At 68.9% G+C, this 20,809-nt stretch carries 15 protein-coding genes and 1 tRNA gene; 11 read left to right on the forward strand and 5 right to left on the reverse strand.

Features of this window, described 5'->3' with window-relative positions; genetic code table 11:
- The first annotated feature begins 70 nt into the window (after window positions 1–70).
- Window positions 71–712 (forward strand): hypothetical protein, encoded by a 642-nt coding sequence (locus EDF31_RS14995; RefSeq protein ID WP_131846689.1) that lies wholly within the window; start codon window positions 71–73, stop codon window positions 710–712.
- Here the strand turns inward: EDF31_RS14995 and EDF31_RS15000 are convergent.
- Complete coding sequence (locus tag EDF31_RS15000; RefSeq protein WP_131846690.1) at window positions 641–1,933, reverse strand: MFS transporter; 1,293 nt, start codon at window positions 1,931–1,933, stop codon at window positions 641–643. The genes EDF31_RS14995 and EDF31_RS15000 overlap by 72 nt on opposite strands.
- Before the next feature lie 80 nt (window positions 1,934–2,013).
- Between EDF31_RS15000 and EDF31_RS15005 the strand changes: the two genes are divergently transcribed.
- The 3 genes from EDF31_RS15005 to EDF31_RS15015 are packed head-to-tail and all read left to right on the forward strand — an operon-like array spanning window position 2,014 to window position 4,052.
- A complete protein-coding gene (locus EDF31_RS15005) occupies window positions 2,014–2,736 on the forward strand; it encodes an MSMEG_4193 family putative phosphomutase (RefSeq protein WP_131846691.1) in 723 nt (240 codons plus the stop codon).
- Between the two features lie 33 nt (window positions 2,737–2,769).
- Window positions 2,770–3,297, forward strand: coding sequence for a DUF3090 domain-containing protein (locus EDF31_RS15010; protein WP_123291859.1), 528 nt, complete (start codon window positions 2,770–2,772; stop codon window positions 3,295–3,297).
- Window positions 3,294–4,052: an SCO1664 family protein gene (locus EDF31_RS15015; protein WP_131846692.1), complete on the forward strand. Its 759-nt coding sequence runs from the start codon at window positions 3,294–3,296 to the stop codon at window positions 4,050–4,052. The genes EDF31_RS15010 and EDF31_RS15015 overlap by 4 nt, the downstream gene beginning before the upstream one ends.
- Before the next feature lie 344 nt (window positions 4,053–4,396).
- Here the strand turns inward: EDF31_RS15015 and EDF31_RS15020 are convergent, their stop codons facing one another.
- Window positions 4,397–6,397, reverse strand: coding sequence for a VWA domain-containing protein (locus EDF31_RS15020; RefSeq protein ID WP_131846693.1), 2,001 nt, complete (start codon window positions 6,395–6,397; stop codon window positions 4,397–4,399).
- Window positions 6,390–7,775, reverse strand: a complete 1,386-nt coding sequence (locus tag EDF31_RS15025) for an AAA family ATPase (protein WP_123291862.1) — start codon at window positions 7,773–7,775, stop codon at window positions 6,390–6,392. The genes EDF31_RS15020 and EDF31_RS15025 overlap by 8 nt, the downstream gene beginning before the upstream one ends.
- Window positions 7,776–7,995: 220 nt before the next feature.
- Here EDF31_RS15025 and EDF31_RS15030 point away from each other — a divergent pair, with 220 nt between their 5' ends.
- From EDF31_RS15030 to EDF31_RS15045, 4 genes are all read left to right on the forward strand, one after another.
- Window positions 7,996–9,450: an MFS transporter gene (locus EDF31_RS15030; RefSeq protein WP_311316753.1), complete on the forward strand. Its 1,455-nt coding sequence runs from the start codon at window positions 7,996–7,998 to the stop codon at window positions 9,448–9,450.
- Window positions 9,451–9,620: 170 nt separating this feature from the next.
- Window positions 9,621–10,301 carry a GntR family transcriptional regulator gene (locus EDF31_RS15035; protein WP_131846694.1) on the forward strand — a complete coding sequence of 227 codons (681 nt, stop codon included), beginning with the start codon at window positions 9,621–9,623 and terminating at the stop codon, window positions 10,299–10,301.
- A 170-nt stretch (window positions 10,302–10,471) separates the two neighbouring features.
- A complete protein-coding gene (locus EDF31_RS15040; RefSeq protein WP_131846695.1) occupies window positions 10,472–11,785 on the forward strand; it encodes an LCP family protein in 1,314 nt (437 codons plus the stop codon).
- 491 nt (window positions 11,786–12,276) lie between these two features.
- A tRNA-Ser gene (locus EDF31_RS15045) sits at window positions 12,277–12,365 on the forward strand.
- A gap of 296 nt (window positions 12,366–12,661) precedes the next feature.
- On the opposite strand, the gene EDF31_RS15050 is transcribed toward EDF31_RS15045, so the two are convergent.
- Window positions 12,662–15,466, reverse strand: a complete 2,805-nt coding sequence (locus EDF31_RS15050) for a DNA methyltransferase (RefSeq protein WP_131846696.1) — start codon at window positions 15,464–15,466, stop codon at window positions 12,662–12,664.
- 240 nt (window positions 15,467–15,706) lie between these two features.
- Window positions 15,707–16,324 (reverse strand): PIN domain-containing protein, encoded by a 618-nt coding sequence (locus EDF31_RS15055; RefSeq protein WP_165901442.1) that lies wholly within the window; start codon window positions 16,322–16,324, stop codon window positions 15,707–15,709.
- Window positions 16,325–16,848: 524 nt separating this feature from the next.
- Between EDF31_RS15055 and EDF31_RS15060 the strand changes: the two genes are divergently transcribed.
- The 3 genes from EDF31_RS15060 to EDF31_RS15070 all read left to right on the forward strand — a co-directional run bounded on the left by EDF31_RS15060 (window position 16,849) and on the right by EDF31_RS15070 (window position 20,657).
- Complete coding sequence (locus EDF31_RS15060; RefSeq protein ID WP_131846698.1) at window positions 16,849–17,676, forward strand: hypothetical protein; 828 nt, start codon at window positions 16,849–16,851, stop codon at window positions 17,674–17,676.
- 501 nt (window positions 17,677–18,177) lie between these two features.
- Entirely contained in the window at window positions 18,178–18,927 is a 750-nt protein-coding gene (locus EDF31_RS15065; protein WP_131846699.1) for a hypothetical protein, read from the forward strand.
- Entirely contained in the window at window positions 18,927–20,657 is a 1,731-nt protein-coding gene (locus tag EDF31_RS15070) for a hypothetical protein (RefSeq protein WP_131846700.1), read from the forward strand. Before EDF31_RS15065 ends, EDF31_RS15070 begins: the two co-directional genes overlap by 1 nt.
- The last annotated feature ends 152 nt before the right edge of the window (window positions 20,658–20,809 follow it).

Genomic DNA, 20,809 nt, shown 5'->3' on the forward strand with positions numbered 1-20,809 from the left:
TCCTGGCCGTCCTCCGGGTTGCTGCGGTCGACGCCGACCTGGCACGCTGGCGGCGGACCGAGGGGGAACGGTGGCGGATCGGAAGCGCGCGGGGTGGCGGACCGGACTGGGGTGTCTCGGGGCCGCGCTCGTGCCGGTCGGCAGCGTGGTCGTCGTCCTCGTCATCGCGGGAGTCGTCGGCGCGGCGACCCGGAACGCCGACCCAGGCACGACCGAGTCGGGCACGCTGTCGCGCGACTCGGACACCCGCATCGCGGTCACCTACCGCACGACCGCTCGGGCGTCCGAGGCGCAGGCGGAGCAGTGGGGCCGCAGCGTCCTCGGCACGAACGACCCGTCCGAGGGCACCCCGTACGTGGTCGTCGCTGACCTGGAACTGCCCGACGGCGGCCGGGTGACCGAGGACGATCTCCGGGCCTTCACCATCGCGGTCGAGCACGACGACGAACGCAGCGGGTCGAACGTCGAACCGACGTCCTCGGCCGAGCCGGTCGACGGGTGCGTGACGACCGCCGGGGCGCTCGCTGAGGCGCTGTCGGACGGCGGCTCGGTGCGCTCCTGCAGCCTGGTGCGGCTGACGGCGACGCCCGAGGTGGTGAGCGCCGGACAGCTCTACCGGCAGGAGCGCGTGCGCCGGACGTCACACACCCGGGTGTTCCGGGCGCACTGGCAGGTCGGCGACATCGGCGTCTGGTCGGGCCGGGTCGACTGACGCATCGGCGGTGTGTGCGTCGCGAACGTCTCGGGTGTCGCGGGAGTCCCGTGCGGCGGGCGCGACGACGAAGGCGGCGACGAGCAGCACGAGGGGCACCAGCATCGCCGCCTGCAGCCCGAGGTGCTCGCCGACGAAGCCGAGCAGGGGCGGTCCGACCAGGAACGCGATGTACCCGGCGGTCGCGACGACCGACACCCTGCGGTCCCCGTCGGTCGGGTGGTCACCCGCTGCCGAGATCGCGAGCGGGAACCCGAGCGCGATGCCGAGCCCCCAGACGGCGGCGGCGATCGCCGTGACGACCGGACTCGGCGAGACGACCACGAGCAGGACCCCGATCCCGCCGACCGCGGCACAGAGCCGGACGACCGGGCCCCGCCCGAGCCGCGTGACGAGCGGGGTGCCGGCCGACCGGCCGATGAGCATGGCGAGCGCGAACCCGGTGAAGACCAGCGAGCCGACCGCTTCCGGGGCGTCGTGGTCGGTCGTCATCAGGAGCGGAAGCCAGTCGCTGGCAGCACCCTCGGCGAAGGCCATCGCAAGCGTGATCACCGCGATGAGCGCGAGCTGCACGGTGCTGACGGAGCGGCGGGTGGCCGTGGTGACGCGGGACGCGCCTGCGGCGTCCTCGGTGTCGGCCCCGTCCGTCTGCGCCGCCGCACGCGGCAGCGGCTGCAGGTTGAGCGCCGCGAACGCCGCGAGCGCCGCCATCACCGCAGCCCCCACCAGCAGGTGCACGACCACCGGTGTCCGGGCAGCCGTCATCGCGATGCCGACGACCCCACCGACGACGGTCCCCAGGCTGAAGCAGGCGTGCAGCACGGGCACCACCGGGCGGCCGATGCGCCGTTCGACCGCGGCGGCCTCGACGTTCAGCCCGATCTCGGCGACCCCCGACCCGAACCCGATCAGGAACAGCCCCGCCCAGACACCCGCCGGCACCTGCGCAGGGGCGAGCAGGGCGACGAGGACCATCCCGACCACGGGCAGCGCGCCACCGAGCAGGATCAAGGGTCGTGTCCCGAGCCGTCGGACGAGCGCACCGGCACCGAGGATCCCGATCATCGACCCGATCGACAGCCCGAGGAGCACGAGCCCCATCGCCTCGATCGACGCCCCGAGTTCGTCGCGGATGGCGGGCGTCCTGGTCACCCATGTGGCGATGCCGAAGCCGGTCATCGTCGACGTGGCGAACAGGGCCCCTCGAGGGTGCCGGGTCATGTGACCATCTGATCGGTCCGCCGACGGCCCGTCAAGGGCGGGAGCGCTCGCCGCGGTCGGTGCCGCCTAGGATCGGGCACATGGCGACCGTCCTCCTCGTCCGACACGGACGCACCACCGCGAACGCCACGGGCGTGCTCGCCGGACGCACCGCCGGCGTGCGACTCGACGCCGTCGGCCGGAAGCAGGCCGACCGCACCGCGGAGCGCATCGCGGCCGTGCCGGTCGTCGCCGTCGTGTCGAGTCCGCTCGAGCGGTGCCGGCAGACGGCCAAGGCGATCCTGGAGCGACAGTCGGGCGACCCCGCGTCGGCCATCGAGCGGGCGATCACCGAAGCGGACTACGGCGAGTGGCAGGGGCGGAAGCTCGCCGACCTGGCGAAGGAGCCGCTCTGGCGGACGGTGCAGGCGAACCCGAGCGCCGTGGTGTTCCCCGGCGGTGAGTCCATGCAGACCATGCAGTCCCGGGCGGTGTCGGCCGTCCGGCGCATCGACGCCGAGGTCGAGGCGGAACACGGGCCCGGAGCGGTCTGGGTCGCGGTGAGCCACGGCGACATCATCAAGTCCGTCCTGGCCGACGCGTTCGGCATGCACCTCGACCTGTTCCAGCGCATCGGCGTCGGGCCGGCGTCGGTGTCGGTCGTGCGGTACGGCGAGCACCGGCCCGAGGTGGTCGCGACGAACACCGAGTCCGGCGATCTGTCGTGGCTCGCGACCGCTCCGGCGCCCAGCGGGGACGCAGCGGTCGGCGGCGGGGCCGGACATCCGGAGGCCCCGTCCGAGGCAGGCCCTGCCAGACCCTGAACGGGCGCAGGCCCGCACTCCTACAATGCGGGTATGCCCTCCATCGTCCACGGCTTCGACTGGCCGGACCGCCTCGTCGTCGGCACCATCGGCCGTCCGGGCGAGCGCGCCTTCTACCTGCAGGCCCGCTCCGGCAAGCGCGTCACGAGCGTCGCCCTCGAGAAGGAGCAGACCGCCGTGCTCGCCGAAAAGATCGACGAGCTGCTGGACGAGGTCGCCACGGTCGAGGCGAACCGCTTCAGCGTGCCGGACACGGCCCCCGTGGAGCTCCGCGACCCGGAACCGCTCGACCAGCCGGTGGAGCCCGAGTTCCGTGCCGGTGCCCTGAGCCTGGGCTTCGACCCGTCGACAGCGCAGGTGGTCATCGAGGCCTACCCGATCGATGACGACGTCGAGATCGTGTCCGAGGAGAGCGAGGACGGCCTCGAGATCGAGGCGGTCGTCGAGATCCCCGAACCCGACGAGCTCTTCCAGGTCAAGATCCCGGTCGGCACCGCACGCGCGTTCGTCGAGCGCACCCGCGAGATCGTCGCCGCCGGCCGTCCGCCCGGCGACGCATGAGCGACGGCTCACTGAGCATCACGGCGCGGATCCGTGAGGCCTCGAACGCGACGTTCCTGGCCGAGCTGGACGGCGAGGCGGTCGTCTACAAGCCGATCGAGGGGGAGCGCCCGCTCTGGGACTTCCCGGACGGCACGCTCGCCGGCCGCGAGGTCGCTGCGCACCTGGTGTCCGAGGCGTTCGGCTGGGGCATCGTGCCACCGACGTGGCTCGGTGACGGACCGTTCGGACCCGGCATGGTGCAGCGCTGGCAGACCGTCGACCCGGACCAGGACGCCGTCGACCTCGTCACCCCCGAGGCCGCCGAGGCGGACGGTTCGCCGTGGCTGCCCGTCCTCGAGGCGATCGACGAGCACGACCAGCCGGTGACGCTCGTGCACGAGGACTCCGAGGCGTTGCGCCGCATGGCCGTCTTCGACGTCGTGGTGAACAACGCCGACCGCAAGGGCGGGCACGTGCTGGCGATGCCCGACGGACACCGGTTCGGTGTCGACCACGGGCTGGCCTTCCACGTCGAGCACAAGCTCCGCACGGTGCTGTGGGGGTGGATCGGGGAGCCGCTCGGGCCGGACGAACTCGAGGGGCTCGACCGGGTGTCGGAGGCGCTCCGCGGTGCCCTGGGCGACGAACTCGCCGAGCACCTGACGCCGGAGGAAGTCGACACGGTGCGCGCGCGGTGTGCGGCGCTGCGGGCCGTCGGCATCTTCCCGCCACCGCCGGGGCACGGCCCCGCGGTGCCGTGGCCCTTGTTCTGACGCACCCGTCGTGAGCCGGCGGCCCGGCCCGGCCAGCCGTGGCGACTCCGGTCCGGGACGGTGGGGCCCGTCGGGTCCGGACCCCACCGACCGGTCCGCGTCCGTGATCCGTGGACGCGGAGAACCGTGGCGTCCGGTGGCGTGCGCCGTTGCACTCCGGGACCCCGCGGGAGTCGACCGGTCGAGAACGGATCAGGTGCACTCGGCCGACCGCTTCCGGCACGCCGACGAGGTCAGCGCGGGAAGAACGATCACGGCGGCCGGGGTCTGGGGCAACTGTGGTGGCGCTCAGCATACGACCATGGAACCCCGCGCAACAGCCCCTGTCGGGATCGACCCGGCGGCTAGTCGAACAACGACTGCCCGCCGCGGCGCGACCCCAGGTACGACCCCACGACGGCGACACCGAGGTCGTCGTTCTCCGGAGCGACGACCGAGCCGTCCACCCGCTTCGCCATCGCGTCGATGAACCGTGCGAGCCCCGGGTCGTCGCCGAGCCGGAAGAACGTCGTCTGGGCGCCGAGCCGACCGGCGTTCTCGAGCTCCCGAACGGTCAGTGCGATCGTCACGGGGTCCGGCGGGTAGTCGAACCACACCTGTCCGTTCGGCTCGAGGTGCGACGTCGGTTCCCCGTCGGTGACGATGAGCAGCACGGGTTGCGCGGTCGGGTGCTTCCGGAAGTGCCGGTTGGCGAGGAGCAGCGCGTGGTGCAGGTTCGTGCCCTTGTCCCACATCGCGTCGAGACCCACGAGCTGCTCGATGTCCACGACCTCGGCCTCGCGTCCGAACGCGATGAGCTGCAGGTCGTCGCCGCGGAACCGCGTCGAAACGAGCGTGTGCAGCGCCAGGGCCGTGCGCTTCATCGGCACCCAGCGGTCCTCCATCGCCATCGAGAACGACGTGTCGACGAGCAGCGCCACGCAGGCCTGTGTGCGGGACTCGGTCTCCTGCACCTCGACGTCGTCGATGGTCAGGCGGACGCCCGGGCCGACCCGCCCGTCGGCCGCGGTCCGGGTCAGCGCGTTGGTGATCGACCGGGTGACGTCCCACGGCTCGGTGTCGCCGTACGCCCACTGCCGGGTCGCGCCCGAGGGTTCGCCGGCCGCGCCGGACTGCCGGATGTCGCGGGCACCCTGTCGGCCGGACATCCGCTCGGCGACGTCACGGAGCAGGCTCTTGCCGAGCTGCCGCATGGCCTTCGGGGTGAGCCGGAGCTGCCCGTCCGCTCCGCGGCGCATCGCCCCGGAGTTCCGCAGGGCCTTCTCGAGCTGCTGCAGGGTCCTGGCGTCCACGGCGGCCTCGGCACCGAGTTGCCGGGTCAGGGCGTCGAGGTCCAGGTCGTCGAGCTCGGAGCCCGGTCCGGACTGGGCGAGTTGGTCGGCGAGGGCGTCGAGGTCGGCGATGTCCTGGAAGACCCCGGTCCCGTCGCCGAGCCCGAGCCCCTGGTCGCCCTCCATGCGCTCGGATCCGCCCCAGTCCTCACCGGGGCGCAGGGACCGCAGGTTGCCGTCGAGCTGGGACAGCTGCCCCATCAGGTCGGGGGAGCCGAAGGCCTGCTGGGCGAGGGCGTCGAGTTCGTCGCGCTGCTCCTCGGTCATCGAGTTCCGCATGCGCTGGGCGGCGGCGGCCCGTGCCGCGAGGTCGTCGAGCAGCTCGTCGACGTTCGCGGGGTTCGACGGGAAGTACTGCCCGTGCTCCGCCATGAACGCGTCGAACTGCTCCTGCGAGTCGGTGCCGGCGCGGTGGTCCTCGAGCAGCTGGTTGAGGTCCTGCATCATCGCGCTGACCGCGGCACGGTCCTCGTCCGTGGCCCCCTCGAGCGCCTGCTTCATGCCCGCGAAGCGCTGGTCGAGCACCTCGCGACCGAGCAGGTCCTTGATCTCGTCGTACTTCTGCCGGGCCTCGCGGCTCGTCCAGTCGTACCCGCCGAGCTCCTGCACCGCGGCGGCCGGCGACGGGGACAGGCTGTCGAGCTGCATCTCGGCCAGGGCGCGGTCGCCGTCGTCGAGCTCGACGTTGCGGGCGAGTTCGCCGCGTTCGGCGCGGAGCGCCTGGTCGAGCAGCTCGCGGACCTGCTGCAGGGTGCCGTCGAGGTTGTTCTTCGCGGTGAGGTCGCGGCGCCGTTCCGCGACCTTGCGCGCGAGGTCGTCGAGTCCGCGCTGCGTCCGGCCGCCTCGGCGCAGGAACTCCCGCATGGCACGCTCCGGTGAGGTGCCGGCCATCACGTCCTGCCCGATGGCGTCGAGCGCTTCGGCCAGGTCAGCGGGCGGGGCGAGCGGATCCGGTCCGTCGGTGTATGCCCCGTACCGGGTGTCCCGCGTCAGTCGTCGGTTCTGCCTAGCCATAGACGGCTTCGCCCCCGCCGGACTCCTTGCTGATGCGGCGGGCGAGGAAGAGCCCCTCGAGCGCGAGTTCGATCGCACCCGCGCGCTCGCCGTCGTTCGTGGCGCCGAGACGCTCGCAGACCTGGTCGTACAGGTCGGACTCGCCGATCGACGGCAGCCCCTCGAGGAACGCCCGTGCGCCGACTTGTTCGCCCGTCGTCACCATCGTCCCGCCGTCGAGCGCCTCGACGAGCACCCCGAAGTCGAGTCCGCGGAACCGGGCACGCACCGTCTCGGCCGTGGCGGTCCGCAACAGGTGCTCGAGGACCTCGTCCGCGCGGTCCTCTTCGCCGTTCTCGAACTCGATCTTGCCGCCGAGCACGTCGACCGCGGTCTCGAGGTCGATCGGTCGCGCGACGGCCTCCGGCTCACCCTGGCGTGCTGCACGGTGCACGGCCGCCGCGGCGACCGTCTCGGCGCCGGCGATCGCGAACCGGGCGCTGACACCGCTGCGCTGGTCGACCGCGCTCGACCCGCGCAGGGCACGGGTGAAGCGGGCGAGGATCTCGACGATCGCGTCCGGCACCTCGGCGGTGAGCTGCGCCTCCTGCCGGATGACCGCGATCTCGTCCTCGAGTTCGATCGGGTAGTGGGTGCGGATCTCCGCGCCGAAGCGGTCCTTCAGCGGCGTGATGATCCGGCCGCGGTTCGTGTAGTCCTCCGGGTTCGCGCTGGCCACCACGAGCACGTCGAGGGGGAGCCGGAGCACGTAGCCACGGATCTGGACGTCGCGTTCCTCCATCACGTTGAGCATCGCCACCTGGATGCGTTCGGCGAGGTCCGGCAGCTCGTTGATCGCGACGATGCCGCGGTGGCCGCGGGGGACGAGTCCGAAGTGGATGGTCTCCGGGTCGCCCAGGCTGCGCCCTTCGGCGACCTTCATCGGGTCGACGTCGCCGATCAGGTCGGCGACGCTCGTGTCCGGCGTCGCGAGCTTCTCGACGTAGCGGTCGTCGCGGTGCCGCCACGAGATCGGCAGGGCGTCGCCGAGGTCGTCGGCTCGGCGGGCGCTCGCGGTGGTGATGGGCTCGTAGGGGTGCTCGCCGAGCTCGGAGCCGGTGATCACCGGGGTCCACTCGTCGAGCAAGCCCTGCAGGGTGCGGAGCAGGCGGGTCTTGCCCTGGCCGCGCTCACCGAGCAGGACAACGTCGTGTCCGGCGATCAGGGCACGTTCGAGTTGCGGGATCACGGTCGTCTCGAACCCGTGCAGGCCGGGCCAGGGGTCGTCTCCCGCGCGCAGCGCGGTGAGCAGGTTGTCGCGGATCTCGGCGCGGACCGTCTTCTGGACGTGGCCAGAAGTGCGGAGCTCGCCGACCGTGCGGATGTCGGGTCGGGTCACCTCTTCGACGCTACGCCGCGATCGCGAAAGCGACCGGAAGGCGGACGGGAGGCCCGTGGCGGGCCCGCCCCGCGCCTCCCGTCTTGTGGGTTTCCATAGCAACCGCAATGATTGGAGCTCCGGCATCGGAGCCGGATTCGATAGGGGGATCCGGCTCCGAGCCGGCCCCGTCGTACCGAATGTGAACCATCTCGCCGATCTCGGCGTAGGTTCCCCTCTCGTGAGCAGCACGAACGGGGCGATCAAGAGCCTGGTCCCCGCCAGGATGGACAGACTGCCGTGGACGAGGTTCCACTGGAGTGTCGTCGTCGGACTCGGGGTCTCCTGGATCCTGGACGGTCTGGAGATCCAGATCGTCTCCAACGCCGGCTTCCAGGCCGACCTGAACCTGTCGACGCAACAGGTGACCTCCCTCGGCACGATCTACCTGGTCGGCCAGGTGGTCGGAGCGCTGGTGTTCGGGCGCATGTCCGACCGGCTCGGGCGGCGCAAGCTCTTCATCCTGACGCTCGCGATCTACCTGATCGGCTCGGGCGTCGCCGGTCTCGCCCAGGACTTCTGGTTCCTGGCCGCGTTCCGGTTCGTCGCCGGCCTCGGCATCGGCGGCGAGTACGCGGCGATCAACTCGGCGATCGACGAACTGATCCCCGCGAAGTACCGCGGACACGTCGACATCGCCATCAACGGCACCTACTGGGGCGGCGCCGCGCTCGGTGCCTTCGCGAACATCTACCTGCTCGACACGGCCAACTTCTCGGAGAGCATCGGCTGGCGCATCGGCTTCTTCCTCGGCCCGGTGCTCGGCATCGCGATCATCTTCCTGCGGCGGCACATCCCCGAGAGTCCGCGCTGGCTCATGACCCACGGGCGCGAGGAAGAGGCAGAAGCGACCGTCACCCAGATCGAGGAGGCGGTCGAGAAGTCCACCGGCAAGCGGCTGCCGGACGTCGACGAGTCGAAGGCCATGACCGTCACGCCGACGGACCGCGTCGGGTTCCTGACCATCGCGCGCGTGCTGCTCAAGCAGTACCCGACGCGCACCCTGGTCGGGGCGTCGATGATGATCACGCAGGCGTTCCTCTACAACGCGATCTTCTTCACCTACGCGCTCGTCCTGACGAACTTCTTCGGCCTGAAGACCGCGCAGACGTCGATCTACTTCTTCCCGTTCGCGATCGGGAACCTGCTCGGACCGATCATCCTCGGTCGGTTCTTCGACACGTGGGGCCGTCGGCAGATGATCTTCCTGACGTACCTGGTGTCGGGGCTCGTCCTGGCGACCTCGGCGTTCCTGTTCCGCGCCGACGCGATCTCGGCGACGGTCCAGGTGGCCTTCTGGTGCGTGTCGTTCTTCTTCGCCTCCGCCGGTGCCTCGAGCGCGTACCTGACGGTCAGCGAGATCTTCCCCCTCGAGCTGCGGTCGCAGGCCATCTCGTACTTCTTCGCCCTCGCGCAGGTCTTCGGTGCCGTCGCACCGCTGATCTACGGTGCCTTCATCGGGGACGGGTCCTCGCGTGAACCGCTCTTCTGGGGGTACCTGCTCGGGTCCGCGGTGATGATCGGCGGTGGGGTGATAGCCCTGGTCTTCGGGGTCGATGCCGCACGGAAGGGGCTCGAGGACGTCACCCAGCCCCTGTCCGTCCTGACCGGGGACGCGGAACAGCAGCGGCGCTGAACAGCAACGGCGGCCATGCAACATTCTGTATTCAGAGTGTTTAGCACGGCCGTCGTCGTGGTGTCACGGTGCTGGCATGGCACTCCTCCACAGCGCGACACCCACCACGACGATCCACGACGGTGCCGGTGCGGTCGGCCAGGGTGACCGCCGTGCGTGAGGCTGGCGCGATGGAGCAGTCACCGATGCGTGTCGGCCGGGGCGACCGCGACCCCCACGGCCTCCGGCGCAGTCTGTTGCGCGACGCGGTCTTCCTCCGCCTGCTCGACAGCGTGCTGCGCGGCGAGTACCGCCGCGGGCAGCGCCTGCGCCTCGACACCATCGCCGAGGACATGCGGGTCTCCCGCACGCCGGTGCGCGAAGCCCTCGTCTCCCTCGAGTCCCATCAGCTCGTCACCGTGCAGCGGTACGTCGGCGTGGTGATCACGCAGTGGTCCGTCGGGCAGATGACCGAGCGCCTGCGCATCGCCCGGGCGCTGGTCGTCGACCCGCCGGTGAGCGGCACGGGCCACGACGACCGCTTCGACCCGGCCTGGCTCCGCGAGTGCTGGACCGAAGCCGGGGCCTTCGTCGAACTCGCCGCGTGGTTCCTCCGGCGGCGCGGCGCCTCGGTCAGCGCCGACTGGATGCTGTCGCAGCGCACCGTGCTCGACACGTTCTTCACCGACGACGTCGCACTGGCCAACGGGATCGACGCCGTGGTCGACCGGGCGCGGCGACTCGACCTCGTCGACCAGGCCGTGCGGGCAGCGGAGCGCGACGCGCTCGACGATTGCGCCGTGGTGCTGCTCGAGCTCGCGGCGGCGCTCATCGCCCTGCCGGACCGGTTCCGGGTGGCCGTGGCCTCCTGAGCCGTCCCGGCTGCGGGTTCGTACAGGTCGGCGCCACGGCGCACGGATCCGGGGGTCGACGGTGGCCCGGTGGGCTCGCTCTGACGTCGTTCGCACCGGATCGCCAGGGACCTCCGTGGCAGCCTTGACCGGTTGCCACCCCGGCGCGTCCACCGACGACAGGAGAGCCCGTGAACGACGTCCGCGATCGCTCCCACCGTCTCAACCGAGCCGACGGGATCGCACGGCACGGACGTCTCCGACGGTCCGGACCCTTCCGGACCGTCGCTGCGCTGGTCGCGAGCGTCGCCGCAGTCGCGCTCGTCAGCACCGCCTCGGTCGCCGCGATCGCCGCGAAGCAGGTGACCGACGACCTCGGTGACGGCGTGCAGATCGAGGGGCAGCCCGCGCCGCGGTCGAACGGCACCAAGGCCCCGTCGCTCAGCGCGTACAAGGGCGGCTTCAACATGCTCGTCGTCGGGACGGACAACGACCCGGACCAGTCCGCGGAGTTCGGGGAGCGCGACGCGACCCTCAACGACGTCAACATTCTGCTCCACGTGTCGGCCGACCACACCAACGCGACCGCGGTGAGCATCCCCCGCGACCTCGTCACCCCGATCCCCGCGTGCAAGAAGACCGACGGCTCCGGGACCGCGTCGGCCATGGCCGCGCAGCCGATCAACACCTCGTTCAGCGACGGCGGGCTGAACTGCGTGACCCAGACCGTGCAAGGGCTCACCGGCCTGGACATCCAGTACTCGGCCGCGGTCTCGTTCAACGGCGTCATCGAGATGTCGAACGCGATCGGAGGTGTGCCGGTCTGCGTGGCGCAGCCGATCGAGGACCCCTACACCGGGCTCGACCTGCCCGCCGGCACCTCGACCCTGCAGGGCGACGAAGCCCTCGCGTTCCTCCGGACCCGGCACGGCGTCGGTGACGGTTCCGACCTCGGTCGGATCTCGAGCCAGCAGGTGTTCCTGTCGTCGCTGCTCCGGACCGTGAAGTCGAACGACACCCTCACGTCGCCGACCACCCTGTACAAGCTGGCCCGCGCCGCGGCGTCGAACATGCAGCTGTCCCAGAGCCTGAACGACATCGGGACGATGGTGCAGATGGGTCGGGCGCTGCAGGACCTCCCGCTGTCGCAGGTGAACTTCGTGCAGTACCCGGGCACGACCGGCGGCACCGGGGTCTACGAGGGCAAGGTCCAGCCGACGACGTACCTGGCTGACCAGCTGTTCGCGAAGATCAAGGCGGACCAGTCGTTCTCCCTGGGGGAGGACAGCACGGGCATCGGCTCCGAGGCGAACGCGGCGCCGTCTGAAGCGGCCTCGTCGCCGGCGGCTGCTGCGCCGTCGGCTCCGGCGTCCGCACCCGCGGCTGCTGCGCCGTCGTCGCCTGCCGCCGCTGCTCCGACGGCATCCGCGACGCCGGAGACCATCGACGGGCTCGAGGGGCAGTCCGCCGACCAGGAAACGTGCTCCAAGGCCTTCGGCTACTGACCCGGCTGGGGCTCTGGGTCCGGGCTCGCCGGGCTCCCGCCCCGCTCGTCCCACCCCGCGTCTCGCGAAAGCGACAGTCTGCCGCCGAACATCCGCGGCACACTGTCGCGCTGACGGCACAGACCGCGGGCCGTGCCGGAACACTGTCGCTTTCGCGTACTGGTCGGCCGCCATGCCCGGACGCAGAAACGGGGGCGCGGTGGTGGACCGCGCCCCCGGAAGCCGCTCCCCGAGCGGGCGCCAGACAACCGGGCGCGCCGGGCCCGGCTCGGAGAGCGACGTCGGTGCTGTGTCGCGACTACGGGGACGAGCCCCGGAATGTGATCGCCGCGTCTCGATGATGCTATTCACCGGGGTACGTCGGGACAACCCCGAGGTGTCCCCACTTCGGGGGACCCGCGTTCTGCGACCGTGCCACGCGCGGGGGTACGGTCGGGTCGAGAGTGGCCCGGTCCTCCTGTATGATGGTCGGAGCGCTCGCGAGAGTGCTTGGAGACGTCGCATAGTCCGGCCGAGTGCACCACCCTGCTAAGGTGGAGTCCCCTTTAGGGGACCGAGGGTTCAAATCCCTCCGTCTCCGCACTCGGGATGTTAACGACCTCGACCCGTCGGTATTGATGGGTCGAGGCCGCACATCCCTTTGGCTTTGCGGATCTGAGCAGCGCTTTCTGGATGCTTGCGGCGTCCCGTTCATTCGCAGTTTTGGCGCGTGTCACAGAAGTTCCTAGGCCGCGAGCGGAGCCGCGGCTGTGCCTTGCGCCGGCAAGGAGAGCGTTTGATCGCAATCCATCGACGGACGGCGCTGCGTAGCGACCAAAGCGAAGTGCCCGCTGCCTGCCAGGCAGCGGGCACTTTGCTGTCCCGGACGCTCGGTGTCTACGCGGCGAGCTGCCCCTGCTGGGTCATATGCACGTACCGCTCGAAAAGGCGCTGCGCCCGCGCCTGCTCGGAGGGCACCTTCGCAAATCCGAACAGCCGATCGATAATCTTGTCCAGATGCATGTGCGCCTTCAGCAGCTCGGCGTCCATCGCGATCGGGTTGTACATCTGCGCTAAGGACTGTCCGGCGAGTGACTCTCGGGCGTCGAGCACCGCTTGCCCTGCCGTGATGATCCGTTCGCGCTCGGCCGCGGAGATGCTCGGGAACGGGAACGTGTTCCAGGTGGACGTGTTGCCGAAGCGAAGGTCGGACTTGATGCGGCCCCCGACGAGGCGCTGCCACGCGAGAAACATCTTTGACGAGATGACGGCGAAGAGCAGTCCGTCGGGGTCGACAGCGGTGAAGTTGGCGTTGCTGGCGACGACGTTCGGTTCGAAGCGGGCCACGGTCGCGTAGTCGCGCGCTGCGGTGAAGTGTGCAGGGATGCAGATGTACGGGACGCTCGGCTGCTGGTCGTTCCAGAACAGGTGAGGGGTCTGCGCCATCGCGAGGGTCGAGGGGTAGGTGCTCGCCTCGCGCATCTCGCGCACCTTCGCGAGCCGGTCTGCGATGAACGGGCTGCGCAGTGCTTCCGCGAGGTTGGCGTCGCGGAGCCACAAGCACCACCGCCCCTTGTTGGAGATCAGCTCGTCCGCGCCGACGTATCGCTGGACGTAGGGTGCCGCGATCGGGTCGCGGAGGGCCTCGTCGCGAGCTTCGGCGTCGAGCAGGAGATTTCCTCCGTCGCTCGGCTGCGACCCGACCATCGCGGGGCTCAGCGCCGGGCTCAGCGGGGTCATCCGCTTCGTTACCGGGATTTGAGCACCCTCGGTGAGGTAGGGGCTGATTTCCTGTACCCACTCTTCGCGGTCGCCGGACGCCGTGGCGGTGAAGATGCGGCGGGGGTCGCTCGGGTTGCGGTCGCAGCCGATGATGACGCAGTGGACGGCGGCGGCTCCCGCGGCTTCCGATGTCCAGGCGAAGTTCCGGTAGGCGAAGCGGATGTGCCAACCGAGTCTGCGCATGGTTCCGAAGAGAGACTCGACGGGTTCGCCTTGCGTGATCGAGTTCGTTGCCACGAAGGCGAAGTGGCCGCCTCCCTGCGCGCGGGGGTCTTGGAAGTACGTCATCGCGGCCGCGAACCAGGAGGTGACGAAGTCCATCTGCTTGCTGTATTTGCCGTGCTTGGACCAGACGCGGTCCATCGTGTCGCGCTGCGCCGCGGTGCGGACCTTCTTGCCAAGGAAGGGCGGGTTGCCGAATACGTAGACGTGCGGCGAGGGAGTGAACAGGTCGACCCAGTCGACGGTCAGGGCGTCAGCGTGGACGATCTTCGGCGCGAGCTTGATCGGCAGACGTTCCGGCGCGGCGCCGAGCGATTCTGCCATGCGCTGGTTCGCCTGGTGGTCGACAAGGAACATGGCCGTTTCAGCGATCTTCGCGGGCCACCAGTTGATTTCGATGCCGCCGAACTGATCGGGGCTGACCTTCAGGTCCCAGGTGCCGTCGAGCGTATAAGAGGTGGTCTCGCCGCGGAGTTCACGGAGCCGTTCGAGGAGCCGCAGCTCGATGTCGCGCATCTCGCGGTAGGCGATGATGATGAAGTTCCCGCAGCCCATCGCCGGGTCCATGTAGCGCATTGCCTGGAAGGAGTCGTGCAGCTTCAGGAGGGCCGCTTCCGATGGCCAGGCAGCCTTCAGCTGCTCTTCGATGGCGTCGAGGAACAGGGGCCGCAGGGTCTTCAGGATGTTCGTCTCGGTTGTGTAGTGCTCGCCTTGCTTCCGGCGCGCCTCGCGGCTCGACATGCCCTGGAACAGGGAGCCGAAGATGGCGGGCGAGACGCCGCTCCACTCCTCCCGGCATGCGACCAGGAGGGCGGCACGCATATCGCGGTTGAAGGTGGGGATGTCAACTCGATCCTGGAACAGGCCGCCGTTCACATATGGGAAAGCGAGGTAGATGTCATCGAGGTGCGGGGAGCGACGCTGCTTCGGTGTGTCGAGCACTTGGAAAAGCTGTGTGATGAGTGCGCCGCAGTCGGAGCCGTCTTCGGCGGTGTGGTCGAGGACGAAGCGCTCGAACAGGCCCTGGTCCCAGAGCCCTCCCGCGTCGTCGCCGTAGAGCAGGAACAGCAGGCGCGTCATGAAGACTGCTGCCTGCTCGGAGTCGTGCCCCTCGGCCATCGCGTCCACGTCACCGAGGAGCGTGTCGTAGAGGGCGCCCATGGTGCGCGCCGCCTGAACGGTGACTGCTTCCTGCTTCTCGATTGCGCGCTTTGGGGCGCGGTAGCCAGAGAGGAACGCGAAGTGGCGGATGTTCTTCGTCAGGTCCTGAACCCGGAACTGGATCGGGTCGTCGGAGGGCGATTCGAGGTCCCGGATGCGGATGACGTCGAAGTCTGAGGCGACGACGTAGCGCGGCATCTCCGCCGGGGTGATGTCGCCGGTGGCAAGGTAGTCGAGCGCCTGGTCCTCGGCGGCCTGGAGGTCCTTCCCGAGGCTCTTGGACTCGCCGATCATCACGCCGGGCATGAAGATGTCGATGCGGCCGCGTTCGCCGGTGGATGCTCGCTTGGCGCGCTGCTCGAAGACGGCGACGGTGCGACGGTCGAGCCCGAACGTCTCAAAGAGGTCGTTCCACCAAGTCTGGGAGTCGGCCTGCTCGCTGCTCGCCCCCTTCCAGGTCGCGACGAACTTCTGGGCGCGGCGGGTCATCTCCGTGGTGGAGAGCACTTTCGGCTTGGCGCTGGGCTTCGAGGCCATGGGGTCCGTTCTCGGTCGCGCGGGGCCGAAGCCGGGAACCCCCCGCTCGGCAGTGGTCTTACGGTACCTGCAGCGCTGAGTCGTCCGGCGACCTAAGCCCCCGTCACCGACTTACCGCCAAATCTATAATCTCTATAATCGGGGCGGGACCTTCCGTCACCCATCGGCACTCCTTCTCGATGGGCACCGTGGGGAGAAGGTAGACTTGCGGTCGTCGACACCGAATTAGCCGCGCGGCCGTCAGGACTGACTTTCAGTACGGGCCGGGATGTCTTCTTCTGTGACGAGAACAGCGTCGACACCGTACGCCCTGGCTCGCAGGATCATGCTTTGATCCATTGAAGCGATGACGGTGCGCTTCGTCATCAACGCCAGTTGTTGTGCGCGGTCGATGATGTCGCGGTCAGGTTCAGGCAGCGGAAGCCGGCGGTTGTCGTCCACCCATACTCGGAGGGTTGTGCCTGGGGCCTGGGTCTTGAAGGGACGCGGTGTCGGCGAGTCGGCCAGGAGCTGCCGGAGCCACTTCAGAGCGTAGATAGCTCTACCTCGCGTATCCGAACTGCGATTCAACTTGAGCTTGTCGAGTTCTTCAACGGCGACGATCGGGATGGCAAACGCGACGTTGCTCGTCGGATGCCGAAGCAGTGCATCCCAGTCGATTCCCGCGAGTCGAGGTCCAGCATGCATGAGCAGGTTGGTGTCGAGGAGAACGGCAACGGCCTCATGGCCCCAATACTTCAGCGCGTCCTCGATTTCGGCAGTTGCGTGAGCGATACGACCTCGAAGCTCATCAAGTTCCGAGTCGATGAGGACGGCGAGGCTAGCGCCGTGGACGGCGGGAGCAATCTCATGGAGCATCGCGTATCGAGGGCCTCGCACAATCGAATCCACGGTTCGCTGGGTGAGAGCGCTCCCGGCGCGGAGAGCAGCTCGAGGGGACCAACTGCGCCACGCATCCAGGCGCTCGACTGCTTGCGTGCCATTCGACAGATTCGCCGCTTCGCGAGCAAGGTCTCTGAGAAGGGCACGCGCGGTCGCGAGTGGTACGCCAGGCCTGAGATCCATCATCGGCTCAATCTAAGCCGCACCGGTTCCTCGGGACTCTGGCTACTCATCAGACCCCTAACAGCTCGAACGACGTGTACCGCCTGAACACCATGTTCGCGTGCGCGGGCTGCAGTCCGAAGCAGCAAGCCCGCGGGTGAAGGTTGTGATCGCAAGACGCGACACCAGCGCAGATCATCGAGAGCAGAACGCCTTACTGAGTACGACGTCCACGCGCCGCATCCCCTCGGAGATGATTGTTGTAGGCAATAAGGATGCTGTGTCTCTCAGTCACAGCTTGTTGTGACTTGTTGTGGTGTTGCTGGCAGACTGGCGTCATGGAACAAGGTGGGTGGCCCTTCGAGGTCGCCCTCCACCACCGGATGCAGTGGCCCTGCGTAGATCCGTGGTGCGAGCGCTGCGAAGCCATCGGGCCGGAGTTCCAAGCGGTCGGGGTAGTAGCGCAATACATCCGCCAAACGGAGCAGCGTCTCAACGTTTCAGGCAGCAGGCACGAGACTGCAGCGCTTCGGGTCGCTCTCCGCCGAGAACTTGGTCTTACCGAAGATCAGTTCAACAACCTGCGCAAGGGCGAACGCTGGTTGCAGCCGTCGGACTACGCCCGGCTCCTCCGCCACAGCATCCTCGGGCTTCGACTACAGGCGGTGCTCTCGGGATCTGTGGTGCTACACAAAGCGGTCCAGGACGTGCGGCTTTCACTGCGCAGCCCCTTCACACAACTGATGCAACAAGCAATCGTGGAGACCGTGAGAGCGCGAACAATGCACGACGTGCATGAGCAGGAGGAACGACTCGGTCATGTGGCCGAGACGATCCGAACGCTCATGAGCGTTGCTGCTGAGTTGCAGCGCGCTGTCACCGAGCAAGGCGGCGACCCGGGGCCCGAGTCCTGGGAAGCAGAACGGCTGCGCTTGGATCGAGGCTCACCGGGAGCCACCTCGCTCGCACGCATGCCGCTGCGGCAACGCGTTCTGCGGTTGGTCACCGCAGAAGGCACCGCAACCGGAGTTATCCGGGCAACGCTGCACGCGCGAGGAATCGAATGCACCGCCACCCAGATCGCGCAAGCGATCAGCGGACTACGTCGCTCGGGTCTGATCGAACGAACCGACGTCCGCGGCGTTTGGCGGCGCACCAACCCCTGAAAGGAACACGCTTCATCTCATGAATCACCGTCGTTACGACGGTGGAACCAGAAAAGCCACCAACCGCCCCCTGGTCGGGAGAGTGGCTGATGGCCTTCGAGGAACTGTGGTAAGTCGCCTCGATCCTACTGGCGTGCGCCCCTGCACGCAAGAGCTGGTTCCACCGCATCCGCATCTGAGTACCAGCACGTCACCTCCCGGTCCGCTGGCCCCGCCCTGCAACGTGCCTCACCGCACCCGACGCGCACCCCTTCGAGTGCAGCGCCGCCCAGCGGCGCCACGGCCTGCCCGTCGGACGCGGAGCACCTCATGGTGAGCCGCGCTTGGGTGGGTGGAGCTTGGGTCTACTCTGCCGACGAGGTCATCGATCGGTACCGCTCTGTGCACGCCCATGAACCGACTTGGGAGCAGCAGAACGCGTTCGTCCGGCCACTCGTCGCCGCACTAGGACTGCAGACTCCCACGGCTGCGTACAAGGCCATGGTTGCCGCATGTGACTACGTGCGTTGGCTGAGCGCTCAGGACGTTCCCCTCGAGGCCGAAGCGGTCTTCACTCCGGAGAACGTCGAGTGGTACTGCGCCACACAGCTGCAGCGTCTCGGAGAGCACTCTCGCTCCACGAAACGCGGCGCCCTTCGGCAGATCGGGCGAGCCAATACACGGCGCGCCGCCTGGTCGCCCCCCGACACGCGCTTCACGAAGCCCCTGGCCGCGGAGCCGTACTGCACCGACGAGCGACGCGGGCTTCGCTGCCTCGTTCCGGTGCAGCCCACTGAAGCCCGGCGGCGTTTCTTCGCTGGCGTTCTCGGGCTCGGGTTCGGATTCGGATTGCGTGGTGTCGAGATGCGCTATGTGCATGCCTCTGACCTCTTCGAGCGCCGCGGGGCGCTCCACGTGCGGGTTGGAGGGGAGTATGCCCGGACCGTGCCTGCCCGCGCCGCGTTGACGCAGTCGTTGCTGCAGCTCGCCCTGGAGTATCCCGAGGGACCGCTGCTCGGGCCCTACCGGGATGAGCAGAAAGCGCCGATGTCGCGGATGAAGGCGAGGCTGATCATGCCTGACAACGCCCCTGCGCTCTCGCTGCGGCGACTCCGCATGTCGTGGATGGTCGACGTTCTCAACGACGGCGTTCCCCTCGGCGACTTCGCCGCCGCCGCAGGCGCCACCGACCTGCGCCTCGGGTCTCTCCTCCCACACCTATACCGAAAGGACACCGCGGCTGTCATCGCGCAGCTGACGGGTACGAACTGATGATCGACTCCACTCTCCCAGAGGGCTTCCGACGGATGCCCGGCCACCTTCCCGAGGGCGTCATCCCCACCAACGCGGAAGCTATCCGCATCGCCGTCGAGGTACTTGACTGGTCAGGAATGCGACCAGTCCTCGAACGACTGCAGCACGCTCGCCCCGGACTGACCGCCACGGTGCCGATGGCCACAGTTCTGCAGCTCGGGATCGCGTTCAAGGTGCAGGACCCCAAGCGGGACTTCCTGCTCTCCGACCTCACCCGGTGGGCGGCAACCTTAAATCGTGCCCAACGACGCCGCATCGGCCTGTCCAACCGATTCACCTACAACCGCTTGCAGGTCCCGTGGCGGCAACTGTGCGCGGCACTCGACCCGGAAGACAGCATCTTCCGCCTCGACGACGACGGAGCGCTGCTGACGCCGCGGCTGGGCTGGCTACCGAGCCTCGACGTCTTCGCAAACGCACTCGTCGGCGCCTCATGTCGCCTGCCCGGCTGGCGCACAATCCTTCCACCCACTCCGGTGCAGGCGATGGACTCCACCGACGTCGAGACCAGCGCGAAGTCTCGGGCATGGACTGCCACCCCGGACGGCCCTGACCCAGTCGCTCCCAACGACGCCGCGCCCAGCAGCGAGTGGACGCACGACGCAGCGGTCTGGCCGAAAACCGGAGCCGACGGCCGAGCGATTGTCAGCGCCGACCTGGAGGCCCGCATCGGTTGGCGGACCAAAACCATGGAACGCGGAGCGAACGCCTTCAACGGGCGTGATGGCCATCTCCTCGTCGACGCCGGTGAAGCGGGGAGTCGCTTCTGGGTGCCGCTAATCCGAGGCGTCCTGCTGCGCGCAGCCGGCAGCTATAAAGCTGCCGCAGGCATCGCACTGCTCGACTCACTTCTGGGCGGCATCACCTTCAACACCCTCGTCGTCGACCGCGGATACAGCTACGCCGTCCCCGAAGCATGGGCCCAGCAGATCCGCACCCGCGGCCTGCACATCGTGCATGACCTGCACACCGCACAGCGCCGACCCCACCCAGCAGACACGCTGCTCGGCGCGTTCTGGCTGGATGGGTCACTGTTCCCCGCTTCGCTGCCGCAGCGGATGCGGAAGCTCCCCGGCTTCAAAGCGCGCACCTCTGCCGAAACGCGCGACAAGCTCCACGCCGCATACGACGAACGCGCCACGTGGGCGTTCGTCCCCAACCGCCGCTACCCCGACGGGAGCGTCCAACTAAAGGGCCCCGCACGTGCCCTCCACGTCCGCTGCGTCAACTACCCGCCCTCGACTCGATTGGGCAGCAACATCCCACGCACAACGTGCGAACCCGGGGCGCCGTGCGTCTGCGCCAAGACAGTCGTCATCCCACCCACCGAAGCGGAATGGGAACGGCAGACGTTCGTCTACGGCACCACCAAGTGGGCCGCCCACTACGGACTGCGGAACCTCGTCGAGAGCCAGAACGCTCAGCTCAAGTATTGGCGAGGGTCCATGCGCCGCAACAGCACGGCGATGTTCGGAACCACGGCGAACACGCTCGTGTTCGCGTTAAACAGCATCGCGGTCAACATCAGCATGCTCCGCGACGCCTACGGCGACATCGACCCCACCAGCACCACCTCCACGTCGCACACCGCTCCGCGTCGCCGCCGCACTCCCGCCGTCGTCGCCCGACACCTCCGCAGCAAGCCGCGTCGCCAGCGCTCCACCACGAAAACGGACACTCCCGCATGACCGCACCAAGCCTTCTGCAGCGCGCTGCGCGCATCCTGCAACGCAGCACCGGCAGTGCGACCCCCAAGTACATGGCCGCACTCCGCGAAGCGACCGAACGAGAGGCAGCCGACCCGGGATGGGCTCGCCGCATGGTCGGCGCACACGCCGCC

This window comes from Curtobacterium sp. PhB142, assembly GCF_004341255.1.
GTDB lineage: Bacteria > Actinomycetota > Actinomycetes > Actinomycetales > Microbacteriaceae > Curtobacterium.

Excerpts from the sequence above, each read along its gene's own strand:
- EDF31_RS15070 (WP_131846700.1), top strand. The coding sequence starts at position 18,927 with ATGATCGACTCCACTCTCCCAGAGGGCTTCCGACGGATGCCCGGCCAC.
- EDF31_RS15015 (WP_131846692.1), top strand. The coding sequence starts at position 3,294 with ATGAGCGACGGCTCACTGAGCATCACGGCGCGGATCCGTGAGGCCTCG.
- EDF31_RS15020 (WP_131846693.1), bottom strand. The coding sequence starts at position 6,397 with ATGGCTAGGCAGAACCGACGACTGACGCGGGACACCCGGTACGGGGCA.
- EDF31_RS15055 (WP_165901442.1), bottom strand. The coding sequence starts at position 16,324 with ATGCTCCATGAGATTGCTCCCGCCGTCCACGGCGCTAGCCTCGCCGTC.
- EDF31_RS15060 (WP_131846698.1), top strand. The coding sequence starts at position 16,849 with ATGGAACAAGGTGGGTGGCCCTTCGAGGTCGCCCTCCACCACCGGATG.
- EDF31_RS15035 (WP_131846694.1), top strand. The coding sequence starts at position 9,621 with ATGGAGCAGTCACCGATGCGTGTCGGCCGGGGCGACCGCGACCCCCAC.
- EDF31_RS15005 (WP_131846691.1), top strand. The coding sequence starts at position 2,014 with ATGGCGACCGTCCTCCTCGTCCGACACGGACGCACCACCGCGAACGCC.
- EDF31_RS15010 (WP_123291859.1), top strand. The coding sequence starts at position 2,770 with ATGCCCTCCATCGTCCACGGCTTCGACTGGCCGGACCGCCTCGTCGTC.
- EDF31_RS15000 (WP_131846690.1), bottom strand. The coding sequence starts at position 1,933 with ATGACCCGGCACCCTCGAGGGGCCCTGTTCGCCACGTCGACGATGACC.
- EDF31_RS15050 (WP_131846696.1), bottom strand. The coding sequence starts at position 15,466 with ATGGCCTCGAAGCCCAGCGCCAAGCCGAAAGTGCTCTCCACCACGGAG.